Origin of the sequence: Caballeronia sp. GAWG1-1 (assembly GCF_023631465.1) — a bacterium.
Taxonomy (GTDB): Bacteria; Pseudomonadota; Gammaproteobacteria; order Burkholderiales; family Burkholderiaceae; genus Caballeronia.
Genome location: NZ_JALQDB010000020.1, coordinates 83,305 through 102,473 on the forward strand (window position 1 = coordinate 83,305; position 19,169 = coordinate 102,473).

Below are 19,169 nucleotides of genomic sequence, written 5' to 3' on the forward strand. Positions count from 1 at the left end.
CAGAGATTGTTTATCGGTTAAAGCTTATGGCTCGCCGAATGACTTGCAGGGCTTACTTGCCCTTGGCGTTGATGATCGCTTCGGCAACGTTACGCGGAGCTTCAGCATAGTGCTTGAATTCCATCGTGTACGTAGCACGGCCTTGCGACAGCGAGCGCAGCGAGGTCGAGTAGCCGAACATTTCCGACAGCGGTACTTCGGCGCGAACGATCTTGCCGCCGCCGATCATGTCTTCCATGCCCTGGACGATACCGCGACGGCCCGACAAGTCGCCCATCACGTTGCCCATGTAATCTTCCGGCGTTTCGACTTCCACGGCCATCATCGGTTCGAGGATGACCGGGCTTGCCTTGCGCATTGCTTCCTTGAAGGCCATCGAACCGGCCATGCGGAACGCGTTTTCGTTCGAGTCGACGTCGTGGTACGAACCGAACGTCAGGTGAACCTTCACGTCGACGACCGGGAAGCCAGCGAGCACGCCCGACTTCAGCGTTTCCTGGATACCCTTGTCCACCGCCGGGATGTATTCGCGCGGAATCACACCGCCCTTGATCTCGTCCAGGAACTCGTAGCCCTTGCCCTGCTCGTTCGGCTCGAGCGTGATGACCGCGTGACCATACTGGCCGCGACCACCCGACTGCTTGACGAACTTGCCGTCGACATCGGCAGCCGTCGCGCGGATCGTTTCGCGGTACGCAACCTGCGGCTTGCCGACGGTTGCTTCAACGCCGAATTCACGCTTCATCCGGTCGACCAGAATTTCGAGGTGGAGCTCGCCCATACCCGAGATGATGGTCTGGCCCGACTCTTCGTCCGTTTGAACGCGGAACGACGGATCTTCTTGAGCCAGACGGTTCAGCGCCAGACCCATCTTTTCCTGGTCGGGCTTCGTCTTCGGCTCAACTGCCTGCGAAATCACCGGCTCCGGGAAAATCATGCGTTCGAGCACGATCGGGCTCTGCGGGTCGCACAGCGTGTCGCCCGTGGTCGCTTCCTTCAGGCCCACGGCTGCCGCGATGTCGCCTGCGCGCACTTCCTTGATTTCTTCGCGCTGGTTCGCGTGCATCTGCAGAATACGACCCAGACGTTCCTTCTTGTCCTTGGTCGCGTTCAGCACGGTGTCACCCGAATTGACCACACCCGAATACACACGGAAGAAGATCAGCTGACCGACGAACGGGTCGGTCATGATCTTGAATGCCAGCGACGAGAATTTTTCGTCGTCGGCAGCACGGCGCTCGCCCTTCTCACCGTTTTCGAGTTCACCCGTAACCGGCGGAATGTCGACCGGCGACGGCAGGAAGTCGATCACGGCGTCTAGCATGCGCTGCACGCCCTTGTTCTTGAACGCGGTGCCGCACAGCATCGGCTGAATTTCGCACGCGATGGTCCGGTCGCGGATCGCCTTGACGATTTCCGCTTCGGTCAGCTCTTCGCCGCCGAGGTACTTTTCCATCAGTTCTTCGCTGGCTTCGGCAGCCGACTCGATCATCTTCTCGCGCCACTCGTTGCACGTGTCGACGAGTTCAGCGGGGATGTCGACGTAGTCGAACTTCGTGCCCTGGGACGCTTCGTCCCAAATGATCGCCTTCATCTTGAGAAGGTCGACCACGCCCTTGAAGTTTTCTTCCGAGCCGATCGGCACGACGACGGGAACCGGGTTCGCCTTCAGACGCGTCTTCAACTGGTCATAGACCTTGAAGAAGTTTGCGCCAGTGCGGTCCATCTTGTTGACGAACGCGAGACGCGGAACCTTGTACTTGTTAGCCTGACGCCACACGGTTTCCGACTGCGGCTGCACGCCGCCCACTGCACAGTAGACCATGCACGCGCCGTCGAGGACGCGCATCGAGCGCTCCACTTCGATCGTGAAGTCGACGTGCCCCGGGGTATCGATGATGTTGATGCGGTGCTCGGGATAGTTGCCGCCCATGCCCTTCCAGAAGGCCGTGGTAGCAGCCGACGTGATGGTGATGCCGCGCTCCTGCTCCTGCTCCATCCAGTCCATCGTTGCAGCGCCGTCGTGAACTTCGCCGATCTTGTGGTTCACGCCCGTGTAAAACAGGATGCGCTCGGTCGTCGTCGTTTTGCCGGCGTCGATGTGAGCGCTAATACCGATGTTGCGGTAGCGCTCGATAGGTGTCTTGCGAGCCACTTTGGATCCTTTTTTGGTCGACCCGCCGACTCGATCTATAACGAGCCGGCAGCGTCCTAACACAAACGGGCGAGGCGCCTGGAGTAGCGCACCCGCCCTTATTTTTCCGTTTGCCCTACGAGCGGGAGCTTAGAAACGGAAATGCGAGAATGCCTTGTTGGCCTCTGCCATGCGGTGAACTTCGTCGCGCTTCTTCATCGCGCCGCCACGGCCTTCTGCCGCTTCGGAGAGTTCGCCTGCAAGACGCAGGGCCATCGACTTTTCGCTGCGCTTCTTCGCGGCTTCACGCAACCAACGCATCGCCAATGCCATACGACGCGAGGGACGCACTTCGACCGGAACTTGGTAGTTGGCACCACCAACGCGACGGCTCTTCACTTCGACCACCGGCTTCACGTTGTTGAGCGCAACCGTGAACACTTCCAGCGGGTCCTTGCCACCCTTGGTCTGGATCTGTTCAAAAGCGCCGTACACGATACGCTCGGCAACCGACTTCTTGCCTGAGAGCATCAGCACGTTCATGAACTTGGCTACATCTACGTTGCCGAATTTCGGGTCCGGCAACACTTCCCGCTTGGGGACTTCGCGACGACGCGGCATGATTCTTCCTTTACCTTTTCAGTTGGAGCCGACTCTGAACGAGTCTTTAAGCTCCGCGGCCACCAACAAACCCGATCCATCTTTTCGACAAAACCAGCTTGGCCGGGTGACCACTTACTCGATAGCACTGGCATCCAGTACCACCGCCTAAACCGCCTTACGGCGACCTCAAACAACTTGCAGATGACTGCAGACCGGCGACTTACTTGCCAGCCTTCGCGCGCTTCGCACCGTACTTCGAACGAGCTTGCTTACGATCCTTGACGCCCTGGGTATCCAGCGAGCCGCGAACCATGTGGTAACGCACGCCAGGCAAGTCCTTGACACGACCGCCGCGAATCAGCACGACCGAGTGTTCTTGCAGGTTGTGGCCTTCACCACCGATGTACGAAATAACTTCGAAACCGTTCGTCAGGCGAACCTTCGCAACCTTACGAAGTGCCGAGTTCGGCTTCTTAGGCGTCGTGGTGTACACACGAGTGCACACGCCACGACGCTGGGGGCAGTCCTGCAGGGCCGGCGACTTGCTCTTCGTCGTTTCCGACGTGCGGCCTTTGCGAACCAATTGATTGATGGTTGGCATCGTTTATTCCTGAAAATGATCAAATTCGGCGCGATTCTCGACGGGCAAAGCGTCGGAAAATGCGCGTCTAACGTTCTCGAAGAAGCTCGATCCCTTGTCGTACGCGGCGCTAAGCCGGTTCCGAAAACGGACCAAGAACGAGAACCTAGCATGATATGCTGAAAATCCCAATTGGGTCAACACGTTGCGCGCATTTCGGAGTACCGCGCAAAGCGTTGGCTTATTCAGTCGTCACGACATCCAGCAACTCGTCGCCGAAACGCTCCAGCTTGCGCGCGCCGATGCCCGGGATATGACGCAGATCATCCACCGTATCGGGATCGCTTCGAGCTATTTCGGCAAGCGTGGCGTCATGAAAAATGACGTAGGCCGGCACGCCGTCGCTCTTGGCGGTTTCTGCGCGCCAAATGCGCAGACGCTCCCAGCGAGACTTCTGCCGTTGCGACATGCCCGTGGTCGGATCGGCGCGTTCCCGCGTGCGTCCCGACGATTGCCGGCTACGCACCGGCTTCACGTATTTGCGCAGCGTGACGTGCTCCTCGCCTTTCAGCACGGGCTTGCTCGCATCGGTGAGAACGAGCGCGCCGAAGCCGTCGTGGTCGATCGCCAAATAGCCAAAAGCGACGAGCTGCCGAAACACCGCGCGCCACTCCGGCTCGGAAAGCGCGGCGCCGACGCCGAACGTCGATAAATTCTCGTGTCCGCGCTGTAGGACCTTTTCGCTGCGCGACCCGCGCAGAATGTCGATCAGATGTCCCGCGCCGAAATGGAAGCCGCTCGCTTTGCGCGCGCGGAAGACGCAGGACAGCGCCATTTGCGCTTCGCGCGTGGCATCGAACGACGCGGGCGGTTCCAGGCATGTATCGCAGTTGCCGCACGGTTGGCTCGTCTCGCCGAAATAAGCCAGCAGCCGCACCCGCCGGCAGGCAGCCGTTTCGCACAAGCCAAGAAGCGCATCGAGCTTGCCGGTCTGTACGCGTTTGTGGGCTTCGTCGGCTTCGGATTCGTCGATCATCTTGCGCTGCTGCACGACATCGCCGAGTCCGTAAGCCATCCACGCGTTCGCCGGCATGCCGTCACGACCCGCGCGTCCGGTTTCCTGATAGTAGCCCTCGACGCTCTTTGGCAAGTCCAGATGCGCGACGAAGCGCACATCTGGTTTATCGATACCCATGCCGAACGCAATCGTCGCGCACATCACGACGCCTTCCTCGCGCTGAAACATCTCCTGATGCTTCTGCCGCGTCTCGAATTCCATGCCCGCGTGATACGGCAGCGCGCGCACGCCCTGCCCCTTCAGCCACTCGGCGGTCTCTTCCACCTTGCGACGCGACAGACAATAAACGACGCCTGCGTCCGTCGTGCCGTCCGTATTCGTATGCTCGGCGCGGATGAAATCGAGTAACTGCGAGCGTGCGTTGTCCTTCTCGACAATCCGGTAACGGATATTCGGCCGATCGAAACTCGATACGAAGATACGCGCGTCGTCGAGCGCCAGCCGATGCACGATCTCGTCGCGCGTGATCGCGTCCGCGGTCGCCGTGAGCGCAATGCGCGGCACCGAAGGGAACCGTTCGTGCAGCACGGAAAGCTGGATGTACTCCGAGCGAAAATCGTGTCCCCATTGCGACACGCAATGCGCTTCGTCAATGGCAAAAAGACCCACGCGCGCGCTTTCGAGCAATTCTAGAAAGCGCGGCGTCATGAGACGTTCGGGCGCCACATACAAAAGGTCGATGGTGCCGTTGCGCAGCGCGCGCTCCGTGGCGGCGGCCTCCGCGCCGGAGAGCGTCGAGTTCAAGTACGCCGCGCGCACGCCAAGCTCGGTGAGCGCCGCGACCTGATCCTGCATCAACGCAATCAACGGCGACACGACGATTCCCGCGCCGAAACCCGCCTCCTTGCGCACGAGCGACGGAATTTGATAGCAAAGCGATTTGCCGCCGCCCGTCGGCATGAGCACGAGCGAGTCGCCACCGTTGGCGACGTGTTCGACGATATCCGCCTGCTGTCCGCGAAAAGCCGGATAGCCGAAAACTTCCTTGAGGATCTGCAGCGGACGGGACATGGACGGGAGACGCTCACTACAACATGGAGATACCGAATTCTAACAACGCATGCTCGCCTGCCGAGGCGCTCGTTGCAGCGTTAGCCAATCGGCAGAGTGGAAATCGTCGAAAACGAACCGGCGAAAAAAAACCGCCCGGCTAAAAGCCGAGCGGTTCGATGTTGCAACCGACAATCCAGCGAGAGAACTTACTCGTTGGTATGCGGCGCCTGCTCCGTTGCCGGGGTTTCCGGCGTACCGAAATCGAATGCCTCTTCAGCAGCGATCTGGTCGAAGCGTTCGCGATCCGACATTTCCTTGCTCTTGCGCGCCTTGTGGAACGCGAGACCCGTACCAGCCGGAATCAGACGGCCGACGATCACGTTTTCCTTCAGGCCACGCAGATCATCACGCTTGCCCATGATCGCCGCTTCGGTCAGCACGCGGGTCGTTTCCTGGAACGACGCCGCCGAGATGAACGAATCGGTCGACAGAGAAGCCTTCGTGATACCGAGCAGCACGTTTTCGTACGTGGCCGGACGCTTGTCGTCCGCGGTCATGCGGTCGTTCTCATCGAGCATGTCCGACCGCTCGACTTGTTCGCCCGGGATGAAGCGCGTGTCGCCGTTGTCCGTGATCTGGACCCGACGCAGCATCTGACGCACGATAACTTCAATGTGCTTGTCGTTGATCTTCACGCCTTGCAGACGGTACACGTCCTGCACTTCGTCCACGATGTAACGCGACAGCGCCTCGATACCCTGCAAACGCAGGATATCGTGCGGATCGGCAGGACCGTCGACGATCATTTCGCCCTTGTTGACGACCTGACCATCGTGCACCAGCACCTGCTTTTCCTTCGCGATCAGGAACTCGTGCTGATTGCCTTCGAGGTCCGTGATAACGAGACGCTGCTTGCCCTTCGTGTCCTTACCGAACGACGTCGTGCCCGTGACTTCCGCCAGAATGCCAGCGTCCTTCGGCGAGCGCGCTTCGAACAGTTCGGCCACGCGCGGCAGACCACCGGTAATGTCACGCGTCTTCTGCGCTTCAACCGGAATACGTGCCAGCACTTCACCAACCTGCACTTGCTGACCATCCTTTACGGTGATCAGTGCGCCGACCTGGAAGCCGATCTGCACCGAATGCTCGGTGTTCGGGATCTTCACTTCCTCGCCGTTCGCGTCGAGCAGCTTCACCTGCGGACGCACGCTCTTCGAAGCCTGCGAACCACGGCGCTTCACGTCGATTACGACGAGCGTCGAAAGACCCGTGACGTCGTCGATCTGCTTCGCGACCGTCACGCCTTCCTCGACGTTTTCGAACTTCACCGTACCGCCCCACTCGGTGATGATCGGACGCGTCAGCGGATCCCATTGAGCCAGTTGCGAACCGGCCTTGATCTGCGCGCCGTCGAGTTGCAGCAACGTGGCGCCGTACGGGATCTTGTGACGTTCACGCTCGCGACCGAGGTCGTCCGCGATGATCGCCTCGCCCGAACGCGAGATGACGACTTGCTCGCCCTTCGCGTTGGTGACGTAACGCATCGTGGCCGTGAAGCGCACCGTACCGTTCGACTTCGCTTCGACCGTCGAAGCAACCGCCGCACGCGATGCCGCGCCACCGATGTGGAACGTACGCATCGTAAGCTGCGTGCCCGGTTCACCGATCGACTGCGCCGCGATCACACCAACCGCTTCGCCGACGTTCACGCGCGAACCACGACCCAGGTCGCGGCCATAGCACGAAGCGCACAGGCCATAACGCGTTTCGCAGGTCAACGGCGTGCGCACGCGCACTTCGTCGATACCGAGGCGTTCGATTTCCTCGACCGCGTCTTCATCGAGCAGATCGCCCGATGCGTACAGCGTTTCTTGCGTTTCCGGATTGACGACGTCCGCCACCGCGACGCGACCGAGAATACGGTCACGCAGCGCTTCGACGACTTCACCGCCTTCGACCAACGCCTTCATCGCCACGCCGTTCGACGTGCCGCAATCTTCTTCGACGACGACCAGATCCTGCGTCACGTCGACGAGACGGCGCGTCAGGTAACCCGAGTTCGCCGTCTTCAACGCCGTATCCGCCAGACCCTTACGTGCACCGTGCGTCGAGATGAAGTACTGCAGCACGTTCAGGCCTTCGCGGAAGTTCGCGGTGATCGGCGTCTCGATGATCGAGCCGTCCGGCTTCGCCATCAGGCCGCGCATACCGGCGAGCTGACGAATCTGCACCGCGGAACCGCGCGCGCCCGAGTCGGCCATCATGTAGATCGAGTTGAACGATTCCTGACGCGTTTCCTTGCCGTCACGATCCGTCACCGGCTCTGTTGCAAGCTGTTCCATCATCGCCTTGCCGACCGCTTCCGACGTTGCCGACCAGATGTCGACCACGTTGTTGTAGCGTTCTTGCGCGGTGACGAGACCCGACATGTACTGACGGTCGTATTCCTTCACCTTCTTCGCGGCGTCACCGACGATCGTCTCTTTCTGCGGCGGCACGAGCATGTCGTCCACGCAGATCGAGATGCCGGCGCGCGTTGCAAGACGGAAACCCATTTGCATCAGCTGGTCGGCGAAGATCACCGTTTCGCGCAGACCGCACTTGCGGAACGCCGTGTTGATCAGACGCGAAATTTCCTTCTTCTTCAACGGCTTGTTCAGCACGGTGAAGGGCAGCCCCGGCGGCAGAATTTCCGACAGGATCGAGCGGCCGACCGTCGTTGCGAACAACGAGATCTTCGGCACGAACTTCGGCGCGCCTTCGCTCTGGTCTTCGTTGTGGACCATTTCCGTGATCCGCACGTTGACGCGCGATGCCAGCTCGACTTCCTTGTTCTCGTACGCGCGAATCACTTCCGACACGCCCGTGAACGTCATGCCTTCGCCCTTGCCATTCACCGCTTCACGCGATGCATAGTAAAGACCCAGCACGATATCCTGCGACGGCACGATCGACGGGTCGCCGTTGGCCGGGAACAGAACGTTGTTCGACGCGAGCATCAGCGTACGCGCTTCCATCTGCGCTTCCAGCGACAGCGGCACGTGAACGGCCATCTGGTCACCGTCGAAGTCGGCGTTGAACGCCGCGCAAACGAGCGGGTGCAGCTGAATTGCCTTACCTTCGATCAGCACCGGCTCGAAAGCCTGAATGCCGAGTCGGTGAAGCGTAGGCGCGCGGTTCAGCATGACCGGATGTTCGCGAATGACTTCTTCGAGAATGTCCCACACCACGGGCGTCTGGTTCTCGACTTCCTTCTTCGCGGCCTTGATGGTCGTAGCTACGCCCATCACTTCCAGCTTGTTGAAGATGAAAGGCTTGAACAGTTCGAGCGCCATCAGCTTCGGCAGACCGCACTGATGCAGCTTCAACGTCGGGCCGACCACGATCACCGAACGGCCCGAATAGTCGACACGCTTACCGAGCAAGTTCTGACGGAAACGACCGCCTTTACCCTTGATCATGTCGGCGAGCGACTTCAGCGGACGCTTGTTCGCACCCGTCATTGCCTTACCGCGACGACCGTTGTCGAGCAGCGAATCGACGGCTTCCTGCAGCATCCGCTTTTCGTTGCGGACGATGATTTCAGGCGCCTTCAGTTCGAGCAGACGCTTCAACCGGTTGTTACGGTTGATCACGCGGCGATAAAGGTCGTTCAGGTCCGACGTCGCGAAACGGCCGCCATCCAGCGGCACGAGCGGACGCAGTTCCGGCGGCAGCACCGGCAGCACTTCGAGCACCATCCAGTCAGGCTTGATGCCCGAACGCTGGAAAGCCTCGAGCACTTTAAGGCGCTTTGCGTACTTCTTGATCTTCGCTTCCGAACCCGTGTTCTTGAGTTCGGTGCGCAGCATCTCGACCTGTTCGTCGATGTTGATCGAACGCAGCAGTTCGCGCACGCCTTCCGCGCCCATCTCGGCGCGGAATTCGTCACCGTACTCTTCGACCTTGTTGTAGTAATCCTCTTCGGTCATGATCTGCCGCGCTTTCAGCGGCGTCATGCCCGGATCGATCACCACGTATGCCTCGAAGTACAGCACGCGTTCGATGTCGCGCAGCGTCATGTCGAGCACCATGCCCAGACGCGACGGCAGCGACTTCAAGAACCAGATGTGCGCAACCGGCGAGGCCAGTTCGATATGGCCCATGCGCTCGCGACGCACCTTGGCGAGCGTCACTTCGACGCCGCACTTTTCGCAGATCACGCCGCGGTGCTTCAGACGTTTGTACTTGCCGCAAAGGCATTCGTAGTCCTTGATCGGACCAAAAATCTTCGCGCAGAACAGACCGTCCCGCTCCGGCTTGAAGGTACGGTAGTTGATGGTCTCCGGCTTCTTCACTTCGCCGAATGACCACGAACGGATCTTGTCGGGCGAAGCCAGACCGATCTTGATCGCGTCGAATACTTCTTCTTGCTGGACTTGCTTGAATAGATCGAGCAGAGCTTTCATTGCTTTCTCTCCGTAGTCCGATTAGTTGCGGTCGAGATCGATATCGATACCGAGCGAGCGGATTTCCTTCACCAACACGTTGAAGGATTCCGGCATGCCGGCGTCGATCACGTGATCGCCCTTGACCAGGTTCTCATAAACCTTGGTCCGGCCTGTCACGTCGTCCGACTTGACCGTCAGCATTTCCTGCAGCACGTACGACGCGCCGTACGCTTCGAGCGCCCACACTTCCATTTCACCGAAACGCTGGCCACCGAACTGCGCCTTACCACCCAGCGGCTGCTGCGTGACGAGCGAGTACGGGCCGGTCGAACGCGCGTGCATCTTGTCGTCGACCAAGTGATGCAGTTTCAGGTAGTGCATGTAGCCAACCGTGACCGTACGCTCGAACGGTTCGCCCGTTCGGCCGTCGTGCAGCGTGACCTGATTCTTCGAAGGCGTCATGCCGAGGTTCTTCGCGATGTCATCCGGATAAGCCAGATTCAGCGCGCGCGACATTTCGTCTTCCGTTGCGCCGTCGAACACCGGCGTTGCGAACGGCACACCTTCGCGCAGGTTCTTCGCCAGTTCGACGATTTCGTCGTCGGAGAAGCTTTCCAGCTCTTCCTTGCGGCCCGACTCGTTGTAGATCTGGGTCAGGAACTGACGCAGTTCTTCGATCTTCGCCTGACGCTGCAGCATTTCACCGATACGCCAGCCAAGACCCTTCGCGGCCCAGCCCAGATGCACTTCGAGAATCTGACCCACGTTCATCCGCGACGGCACGCCGAGCGGATTCAGCACGACGTCGGCCGGACGGCCATCGGCCATGTACGGCATGTCTTCGATCGGAACGATCTTCGACACGACACCCTTGTTACCGTGACGACCCGCCATCTTGTCGCCAGGCTGCAGACGACGCTTGACCGCGAGATACACCTTGACCATCTTCAGCACGCCCGGCGGCAATTCGTCGCCCTGCGTGAGCTTCTTGCGCTTTTCCTCGAACGCGAGGTCGAACTGGTGACGCTTCTGTTCGATCGAGTCCTTGATGGCTTCGAGCTGCGCCGCTGCTTCTTCGTCCGCGAGGCGGATATCGAACCAGTGGTAGTGATCGAGGTCTTCGAGGTACGGAAGATCGATCGCCGTGCCCTTCGCCAGCTTCTTCGGACCGCCGTTCGCGACCTTGCCGTTCAGCATACGTGCGAGACGCGAGAAGGCGTCGCCTTCCACGATACGCAACTGGTCGTTCAAGTCGAGGCGATAGCGCTTCAGTTCGTCGTCGATGATCTGTTGCGCGCGCTTGTCACGCGTGATGCCTTCGCGCGTGAACACTTGCACGTCGATCACCGTACCGCTCATGCCCGAAGGCACGCGCAGCGACGTGTCCTTCACGTCCGACGCCTTCTCACCGAAGATCGCGCGCAGCAGCTTTTCTTCCGGCGTCAGCTGGGTTTCGCCCTTCGGCGTGACCTTGCCGACCAGCACGTCGCCCGCTTCGACTTCCGCGCCGATGTACACGATGCCCGACTCATCCAGACGGCCAAGCTGCACTTCCGCAAGGTTTGAGATGTCGCGCGTGATTTCTTCCGGTCCGAGCTTCGTGTCGCGAGCCACGACGTTCAGTTCTTCGATGTGGATCGACGTATACCGATCGTCCGCCACGACTTTTTCCGAGATCAGGATCGAGTCTTCGAAGTTGTAGCCGTTCCACGGCATAAACGCGACCAGCATGTTCTGACCGAGCGCGAGCTCACCCAGATCCGTGGATGCGCCGTCGGCCAGCACGTCGCCGCGCGCAACCTTGTCGCCCACCTTGACGATCGGACGCTGGTTGATGTTCGTGTTCTGGTTCGAACGCGTGTACTTGATGAGGTTGTAGATGTCCACGCCGACATCGCCGGCGACGGCTTCATCGTCGTTCACGCGAATCACGATACGGCCGGCATCGACGTAATCCACGACACCGCCGCGGAATGCCTGCACCGTCGTACCCGAGTCGACCGCGACCGTGCGCTCGATACCCGTACCGACCACGGCCTTTTCAGGACGCAGACACGGCACTGCCTGACGCTGCATGTTCGAACCCATCAATGCGCGGTTCGCGTCATCGTGCTCAAGGAACGGAATCAGCGATGCCGCCACCGACACGATCTGCGACGGCGCCACGTCCATGTACTGGATGCGGTCCGGCGTGACCATCAGCGTTTCGCCTGCTTCACGCGACGAAACCAGTTCGTCGGTCAGCGTGCCGTCTTCGCCCACGGCGGCATTCGCCTGCGCGATCACGTAACGGCCTTCTTCGATCGCTGACAGATAGTCGATCTGATCCGTCACCTTGCTATCCACGACCTTGCGATACGGCGTTTCGAGGAAGCCGTATTCGTTCAGGTGCGCGTAAAGAGCCAGCGAGTTGATCAGGCCGATGTTCGGACCTTCCGGCGTTTCGATTGGGCACACGCGGCCATAGTGGGTCGGGTGCACGTCGCGAACTTCGAAGCCAGCGCGCTCACGCGTCAAACCGCCCGGGCCAAGTGCCGAAACACGGCGCTTGTGAGTGATTTCCGACAGCGGGTTGGTCTGGTCCATAAACTGCGACAACTGCGACGAACCGAAGAACTCGCGAATTGCCGACGAAATCGGCTTCGAGTTGATCAGGTCGTGCGGCATCAGGTTTTCGCTTTCGGCTTGACCGAGGCGCTCCTTCACCGCGCGCTCGACACGCACGAGACCCGCGCGGAACTGGTTCTCCGCCAGTTCGCCGACGCAACGCACGCGACGATTGCCCAAGTGGTCGATGTCGTCCACTTCGCCCTTGCCGTTACGCAGCTCGACGAGAATCTTGATGGTCGCGAGGATGTCGTCGTCTTGCAACGTCATCGGGCCGATGATTTCATCACGGCCGACGCGGCGATTGAACTTCATGCGGCCGACCTTCGAAAGGTCATACGCGTCTTCGCTGTAGAACAGACGGTTGAACAACGCCTCGACTGCTTCTTCGGTCGGCGGTTCGCCCGGACGCATCATGCGGTAGATCGCGATACGCGCGGCCATCTTGTCGGCGGTTTCATCGATACGCAGCGTCGACGAGATATACGGGCCTTGGTCCAGATCGTTCGTGTAGAGCGTCTGGATTTCCTTGACCTTCGCCTCGCGCAGCTTTTCGAGCACCGTCTCCGTGATTTCCTCGTTGGCGTTCGCGATCACTTCGCCCGTTTCCGGATCGATCACGTTCTTCGCCAGCACGCGACCGAGCAAATAGTCCTCGGGCACCGAGATGAACTTCGTCTTGGCGTTTTCGAGGTCGCGAATGTGCTTCGCGTTGATTCGCTTGTCCTTCGTGACAATGACATTGCCATCGCGGTCCTGGATGTCGAAGCGCGCGACTTCACCGCGCAGACGCTCCGGCACGAATTCCATTTGCGCGCCTTCGCCCATCAGCGCGAAGTTGTCGAACACGAAGAAGTTCGCGAGGATTTGCTCCGGCGTCATGCCGATAGCCTTGAGCAGAATCGTGACCGGCATCTTGCGGCGACGGTCGACGCGGAAGTACAGCACGTCCTTCGGGTCGAACTCGAAGTCGAGCCACGAACCGCGGTAAGGGATGATACGAGCCGAGAACAACAGCTTGCCGGAGCTATGCGTCTTGCCCTTGTCGTGCTCGAAGAACACGCCAGGCGAACGGTGAAGCTGCGACACGATCACGCGCTCGGTACCGTTGATGACGAACGAACCCGTCGGCGTCATGAGCGGAATTTCGCCCATGTACACTTCCTGTTCCTTCACTTCCTTGACCACCGGCTTGCTCGGCGATTCCTTGTCGAGCAAAACCAGACGCACCTTCGCGCGCAAGGCGGAGCAGTACGTCAGGCCGCGCTGCTGACATTCCTTGATGTTGAACGCGGGTGGCGACAGCATGTAGCTGACGAACTCGAGACGCGCAAACCCGTTGTGCGAAACGATCGGAAAAACAGAGGTAAATGCAGCTTGCAGGCCTTCCGCCTTACGCTGCGTGGAGGACGTATCCGCTTGCAGAAACGTCTGGAATGATTCAAGCTGGGTCGCCAGCAAAAAGGGAACTTGGTGAACGATGGGGCGTTTCGCGAAACTCTTGCGAATACGCTTCTTCTCGGTGAAGGAATATTGCATACGATCTCCGAATCACGGCGGGCGTTGGCGAGGCGGGATACCTCGACGTCACGGCCCGGTGTTCACCGACTGAGATTCGCGCGAATGTCCGGGGAGGACGCGCGAATCTAGAAGCTTGGTGGTTGGCCGCTACCAACCGCTGGCTGACGGCAGCGGATGCCTGTGTTTCCCGCTACCCGACCAAACTTGCCTTCTGCAGTCGCTTCAGAAGACAAAGAGAACTGCCGGAAATTCATGCTGATCCGACTGTTCTCTTTGGCCTCTGCGAGGACATTTATGCCTGATTACACGCATAAAAACTCTGCCCTCACAAAGCACAAAAAGGCCGGCGGTGGAAAACCGCCAGCCTCAACACAGCGCAATGAAACTTACTTGATTTCAGCTTTCGCGCCTGCGTCTTCCAACTTCTTCTTTGCTTCGTCAGCAGCAGCCTTCGGCACCGCTTCCTTGATGGGCTTCGGTGCACCGTCGACCAGGTCCTTCGCTTCCTTCAGGCCAAGACCCGTCAGTTCACGAACGGCCTTAATCACGGAAACCTTGTTCGCGCCAACTTCGAGCAGGTTTACGGTGAACTCGGTTTGCTCTTCAACAGCAGCAGCAGCGCCGCCGCCTGCGGGGCCAGCGACTGCAACAGCAGCTGCCGACACGCCAAACTTCTCTTCGAACGCCTTGACCAGCTCGTTCAGTTCGAGAACCGACATCGAGCCAACGGCTTCGAGGATGTCTTCTTTTGCGATTGCCATTTGAAATACTCCTAGATTGAATTCGGATCGAGCTAGCGATCTAGCTAATACCTAACTGAGCGACTGGCGCCCAAGCGTGTGCGTTATGCAGCTTCGCCTTGTTTCTTTTCTGCCAGCGCGGCCAAAGCGCGCGCAAAGCCGGAAACAGGTGCTTGCATGACGAACAACAACTTGGAGAGCAGTTCTTCGCGGCTCGGGATGTTGGCCAGCGCTTGCACGCCTGCCTTGTCCATCACCTTGCCTTCGTAGGAACCAGCCTTGATGATCAACTTGTCATTGCTCTTGCCGAAGTCATTGACGACCTTGGCAGCGGCAATGGCATCTTCCGAGATGCCGTAGATCAGAGGACCGGTCATCTGCTCAGCCAGCGAAGCGAACGGGGTACCTTCGACGGCGCGACGCGCCAACGTGTTCTTCAACACGCGCAGATACACCTGTTGCTCACGCGCTTTCGCGCGCAGCTTGGTCAGATCGCCAACCGTGATCCCACGATACTCAGCGAGCACCATCGTCTGAGCCTTCGCGACTTGCGCGGCGACTTCAGCGACGACTGCCTGCTTACTTTCTTTGTTCAGTGGCACGGTTAAACCTCCAGATTCGATGCACTCGGGTTACCAACCCTCATGCACCACGTTCGACAACGGCGTCCGACTGTTAGGAGTATCTCGATCGATTGGTGTTCGCATCACAGCGCACGACAACCGACTTCAACCACTGCAAAACCGTTTCGGGTTCGCCATCTGCGTTGGCTTGAATTAAGGCAGTGCCCGACCGCGACGCCACCACCAACGGTCTTTGACAACCGGTTGCTCGATTCAGACTGCAACCTCGCAACCGCCCAAAGCCCTTTACAGCGCGGTCTCAAGACCGCGCCCAAATTCTTTACTGCTGCGCGAGCGTGGCTTGATCCACGCGTACGCCGACACCCATCGTGCTCGACAGAGCGATCTTGCGCAGGTATACGCCCTTGCTCGTGGCCGGCTTCGCCTTTTGCAGCGCATCGACCAGTGCTGCCAGGTTTTGACGCAGCGAAGCAGGTTCGAACGATGCGCGACCGATCGTTCCATGAATGATACCGGCCTTGTCGACGCGGAACTGGACTTGACCAGCCTTCGCGTTACGCACAGCTTGCGCGACGTCCGGCGTGACCGTACCGACCTTCGGGTTCGGCATCAGGCCGCGGGGGCCGAGGATCTGGCCCAACGTACCGACGACGCGCATCGTGTCCGGCGAAGCGATCACGACGTCGAAATTCAGGTTACCAGCCTTGACTTGCTCGGCCAGGTCTTCCATACCCACGATGTCTGCGCCCGCTGCACGTGCTTGCTCGGCCTTTTCGCCTTGCGCGAACACAGCAACACGAACCGACTTGCCCGTGCCTGCCGGCAGAACGACCGAACCGCGAACCACTTGGTCCGACTTCTTCGCGTCGATGCCGAGTTGGACTGCGACGTCGATCGACTCGTCGAACTTGGCGCTTGCGCATTCCTTCACGAGAGCCAATGCGTCGTCGATCGGGTACAGCTTCTGGCGATCAACCTTGCTTGCGAATGCCTGAAGGCGCTTAGAAAGCTTAGCCATTTACACGCCCTCCACAGTGATGCCCATCGAACGGGCGCTGCCGGCGATCGTGCGCACGGCGGCGTCAAGATCAGCTGCCGTAAGATCCGGCATCTTGGTCTTCGCGATTTCTTCCGCTTGAGCGCGGGTGATGTTGCCAACCTTATCGGTGTGCGGCTTTGCCGAACCCTTATCGACTTTGGCTGCCTTCTTGATCAGAACGGTAGCGGGCGGCGTCTTCATGATGAACGTGAAGCTCTTGTCCGCGAATGCCGTAATCACGACCGGCACCGGCAGACCCGGCTCCATGCCCTGAGTCTGCGCGTTAAACGCCTTGCAGAACTCCATGATGTTCAGGCCACGCTGGCCCAGTGCCGGACCGACCGGCGGCGACGGGTTGGCTTTACCTGCAGGAATCTGCAGTTTGATAAAGCCGATGATTTTCTTTGCCATTTTGAAAACCTCTGCTGAACGCCGAAACGTTCGATGAGTGATAGCGCGCGTTCAACAACGATGCCTACTGACGCTCCTCAACAGCCATTACGCGGGCTGTAAGCGCAAAATCGCGCGAGAACCCAAAGGCCTCACGCGATGAAACTTTTTAAACCTTTTCGACCTGACCGAACTCGAGTTCGACCGGCGTCGAGCGCCCAAAAATCGTGACAGACACACGGACTCGGGACTTTTCGTAGTTCACTTCTTCGACGTTGCCGTTGAAGTCGGTGAAAGGACCTTCCTTCACTCGAACCATCTCGCCAACTTCAAACAACGTCTTGGGCCTAGGCTTTTCGACGCCTTCCTGCATCTGCGACATGATCTTTTCGACTTCACGCGGCGAGATGGGACTCGGACGATTGCGCGCTCCACCAACAAAGCCGGTGACCTTCGCAGTGTTCTTCACCAGGTGCCAAGTTTCGTCCGTCATCTCCATTTCCACCAGGACGTAGCCGGGGAAGAAACGACGCTCAGTAACCGACTTGTGACCGCCCTTGACCTCAACCACCTCTTCGGTCGGGACGAGAATTTGACCGAACTGATCTTGCATGCCTGCTCGGTCGATACGCTCCTGAAGCGCACGTTGCACGCTCTTCTCCATTCCGGAGTAGGCGTGCACCACATACCAACGTTTTCCGCTCGGGGATGCCGGAGTATCGCTCATATCATTTCCAACCCAGAATCGCCGAGAAAATCACCCATTCGATCGACTTATCGCTAAGCCAAAGGAAGATGGCCATGATTAAAACAAACGCGAAGACCACGAGGGTCGTTTGCGTTGCTTCCTTGCGGGTGGGCCAGACAACCTTGCGGACTTCCTTATAGGAGTCTTTCGCGAAGGCGATGAAGCCCTTGCCCGGCGTCGAGAGGAGGCCGACTGCGACACCCGCGATGACACCAACAGCCAGCGCTGCGCCGCGGACGTACCACTCTTGGCCTGACAGCCAGAAGAAACCCACGAACCCGGCCAAGACCAACAATACGCCCGCCACCAACATCAACTTGTCGCCGGAAGTATTTACAGTTTCGACGGAAGGATTCGCCATAACACCTTAAGCAGCGCCACTTGGCGCAATAATTTGGCAGGGGCAGAGGGAATCGAACCCCCAACCTTCGGTTTTGGAGACCGACGCTCTGCCAGTTGAGCTATACCCCTAAACCATTTGGGGTCGACGGTTTCGCCGACCCCGAAAACTACAGACTACCGAGAGATTTCTGGCTCTTACTCGATAATCTTGGCAACCACACCTGCGCCGACGGTACGGCCGCCTTCGCGGATAGCGAAGCGCAGACCTTCTTCCATGGCGATCGGTGCAATCAACTTCACCGTGATCGACACGTTGTCGCCCGGCATCACCATTTCCTTGTCCTTCGGCAGCTCGATCGAGCCCGTCACGTCCGTCGTACGGAAGTAGAACTGCGGACGGTAGTTGTTGAAGAACGGCGTGTGGCGGCCGCCTTCGTCCTTGCTCAGCACGTACACTTCAGCCGTGAAGTGCGTGTGCGGCGTGATCGAACCCGGCTTGGCCAGAACCTGGCCACGCTCCACGTCTTCACGCTTCGTGCCGCGCAGCAGGATACCGACGTTGTCGCCCGCTTGACCTTGGTCCAGCAGCTTGCGGAACATTTCCACGCCCGTGCAAGTCGTCTTCACCGTCGGCTTGATACCGACGATTTCGATTTCCTCGCCAACCTTCACCACGCCGCGCTCCACGCGACCCGTCACCACCGTGCCGCGACCCGAGATCGAGAACACATCTTCCACCGGCATCAGGAAGGCGCCGTCCACTGCGCGCTCCGGCGTCGGGATGTACGTGTCCAGCNCGTCGGCCAGATTCATGATCGCCACTTCGCCCAGCTCGCCCGTGTCGCCTTCCAGCGCCAGCTTGGCCGAGCCCTTGATGATCGGCGTGTCGTCGCCCGGAAAGTCGTACTTCGACAGAAGCTCGCGCACTTCCATTTCGACGAGTTCGAGCAGCTCGGCGTCGTCCACCATGTCGCACTTGTTCAGGAACACGATGATGTAAGGCACGCCGACCTGACGCGCCAACAGGATGTGCTCACGCGTTTGCGGCATCGGGCCGTCAGCGGCCGAGCACACCAGGATTGCGCCGTCCATCTGCGCTGCGCCCGTGATCATGTTCTTCACATAGTCAGCGTGGCCCGGGCAATCGACGTGTGCGTAGTGGCGGTTAGCCGTTTCGTACTCGACGTGCGCGGTGTTGATGGTGATACCACGTGCCTTTTCTTCCGGCGCTGCATCGATCTGGTCGTATGCTTTCGCTTCGCCGCCGAACTTCTTGGTCAGCACCGTCGTGATCGCTGCCGTCAGCGTGGTCTTGCCGTGGTCAACGTGACCGATCGTGCCCACGTTCACGTGCGGCTTGGTCCGCTCGAATTTACCTTT

Annotated in this window: 13 protein-coding genes and 1 tRNA gene; all 14 read right to left on the reverse strand. The window is 59.4% G+C overall.

Annotated features, from left to right (window positions below):
- Positions 1–52 precede the first annotated feature (52 nt).
- Positions 53–2,155, reverse strand: coding sequence for an elongation factor G (gene fusA, locus NCT03_RS12935; protein WP_244826436.1), 2,103 nt, complete (start codon positions 2,153–2,155; stop codon positions 53–55).
- A 129-nt stretch (positions 2,156–2,284) separates the two neighbouring features.
- Complete coding sequence (gene rpsG / locus NCT03_RS12940; RefSeq protein WP_006053291.1) at positions 2,285–2,755, reverse strand: 30S ribosomal protein S7; 471 nt, start codon at positions 2,753–2,755, stop codon at positions 2,285–2,287.
- A 202-nt stretch (positions 2,756–2,957) separates the two neighbouring features.
- The gene (rpsL, locus tag NCT03_RS12945) at positions 2,958–3,338 is read right to left on the reverse strand and encodes a 30S ribosomal protein S12 (protein ID WP_006053290.1); all 381 of its coding nucleotides are present in this window, start codon (positions 3,336–3,338) and stop codon (positions 2,958–2,960) included.
- Between the two features lie 220 nt (positions 3,339–3,558).
- Positions 3,559–5,406 carry a DNA helicase RecQ gene (recQ, locus tag NCT03_RS12950; RefSeq protein WP_250492758.1) on the reverse strand — a complete coding sequence of 616 codons (1,848 nt, stop codon included), beginning with the start codon at positions 5,404–5,406 and terminating at the stop codon, positions 3,559–3,561.
- Between the two features lie 188 nt (positions 5,407–5,594).
- Positions 5,595–9,836, reverse strand: coding sequence for a DNA-directed RNA polymerase subunit beta' (rpoC, locus tag NCT03_RS12955; RefSeq protein WP_244826438.1), 4,242 nt, complete (start codon positions 9,834–9,836; stop codon positions 5,595–5,597).
- 21 nt (positions 9,837–9,857) lie between these two features.
- On the reverse strand, positions 9,858–13,964 hold the full coding sequence (gene rpoB, locus NCT03_RS12960; RefSeq protein ID WP_244826439.1) for a DNA-directed RNA polymerase subunit beta: 4,107 nt from the start codon (positions 13,962–13,964) through the stop codon (positions 9,858–9,860).
- A 368-nt stretch (positions 13,965–14,332) separates the two neighbouring features.
- Entirely contained in the window at positions 14,333–14,707 is a 375-nt protein-coding gene (rplL, locus tag NCT03_RS12965) for a 50S ribosomal protein L7/L12 (RefSeq protein ID WP_244826440.1), read from the reverse strand.
- Between the two features lie 83 nt (positions 14,708–14,790).
- On the reverse strand, positions 14,791–15,288 hold the full coding sequence (rplJ, locus tag NCT03_RS12970) for a 50S ribosomal protein L10 (RefSeq protein WP_250465884.1): 498 nt from the start codon (positions 15,286–15,288) through the stop codon (positions 14,791–14,793).
- A 301-nt stretch (positions 15,289–15,589) separates the two neighbouring features.
- The gene (gene rplA / locus NCT03_RS12975; protein ID WP_244826442.1) at positions 15,590–16,288 is read right to left on the reverse strand and encodes a 50S ribosomal protein L1; all 699 of its coding nucleotides are present in this window, start codon (positions 16,286–16,288) and stop codon (positions 15,590–15,592) included.
- Positions 16,289–16,720: a 50S ribosomal protein L11 gene (gene rplK / locus NCT03_RS12980; RefSeq protein WP_244826443.1), complete on the reverse strand. Its 432-nt coding sequence runs from the start codon at positions 16,718–16,720 to the stop codon at positions 16,289–16,291.
- Between the two features lie 148 nt (positions 16,721–16,868).
- A complete protein-coding gene (gene nusG, locus NCT03_RS12985; RefSeq protein WP_244826444.1) occupies positions 16,869–17,426 on the reverse strand; it encodes a transcription termination/antitermination protein NusG in 558 nt (185 codons plus the stop codon).
- A gap of 1 nt (position 17,427) precedes the next feature.
- Positions 17,428–17,808: a preprotein translocase subunit SecE gene (gene secE, locus NCT03_RS12990; protein WP_244826445.1), complete on the reverse strand. Its 381-nt coding sequence runs from the start codon at positions 17,806–17,808 to the stop codon at positions 17,428–17,430.
- 34 nt (positions 17,809–17,842) lie between these two features.
- Positions 17,843–17,918 (reverse strand) — tRNA-Trp (locus tag NCT03_RS12995).
- A 66-nt stretch (positions 17,919–17,984) separates the two neighbouring features.
- Positions 17,985–19,169: elongation factor Tu (gene tuf / locus NCT03_RS13000; RefSeq protein ID WP_250492760.1), on the reverse strand; the 1,185-nt coding region annotated here is incomplete at its 5' end.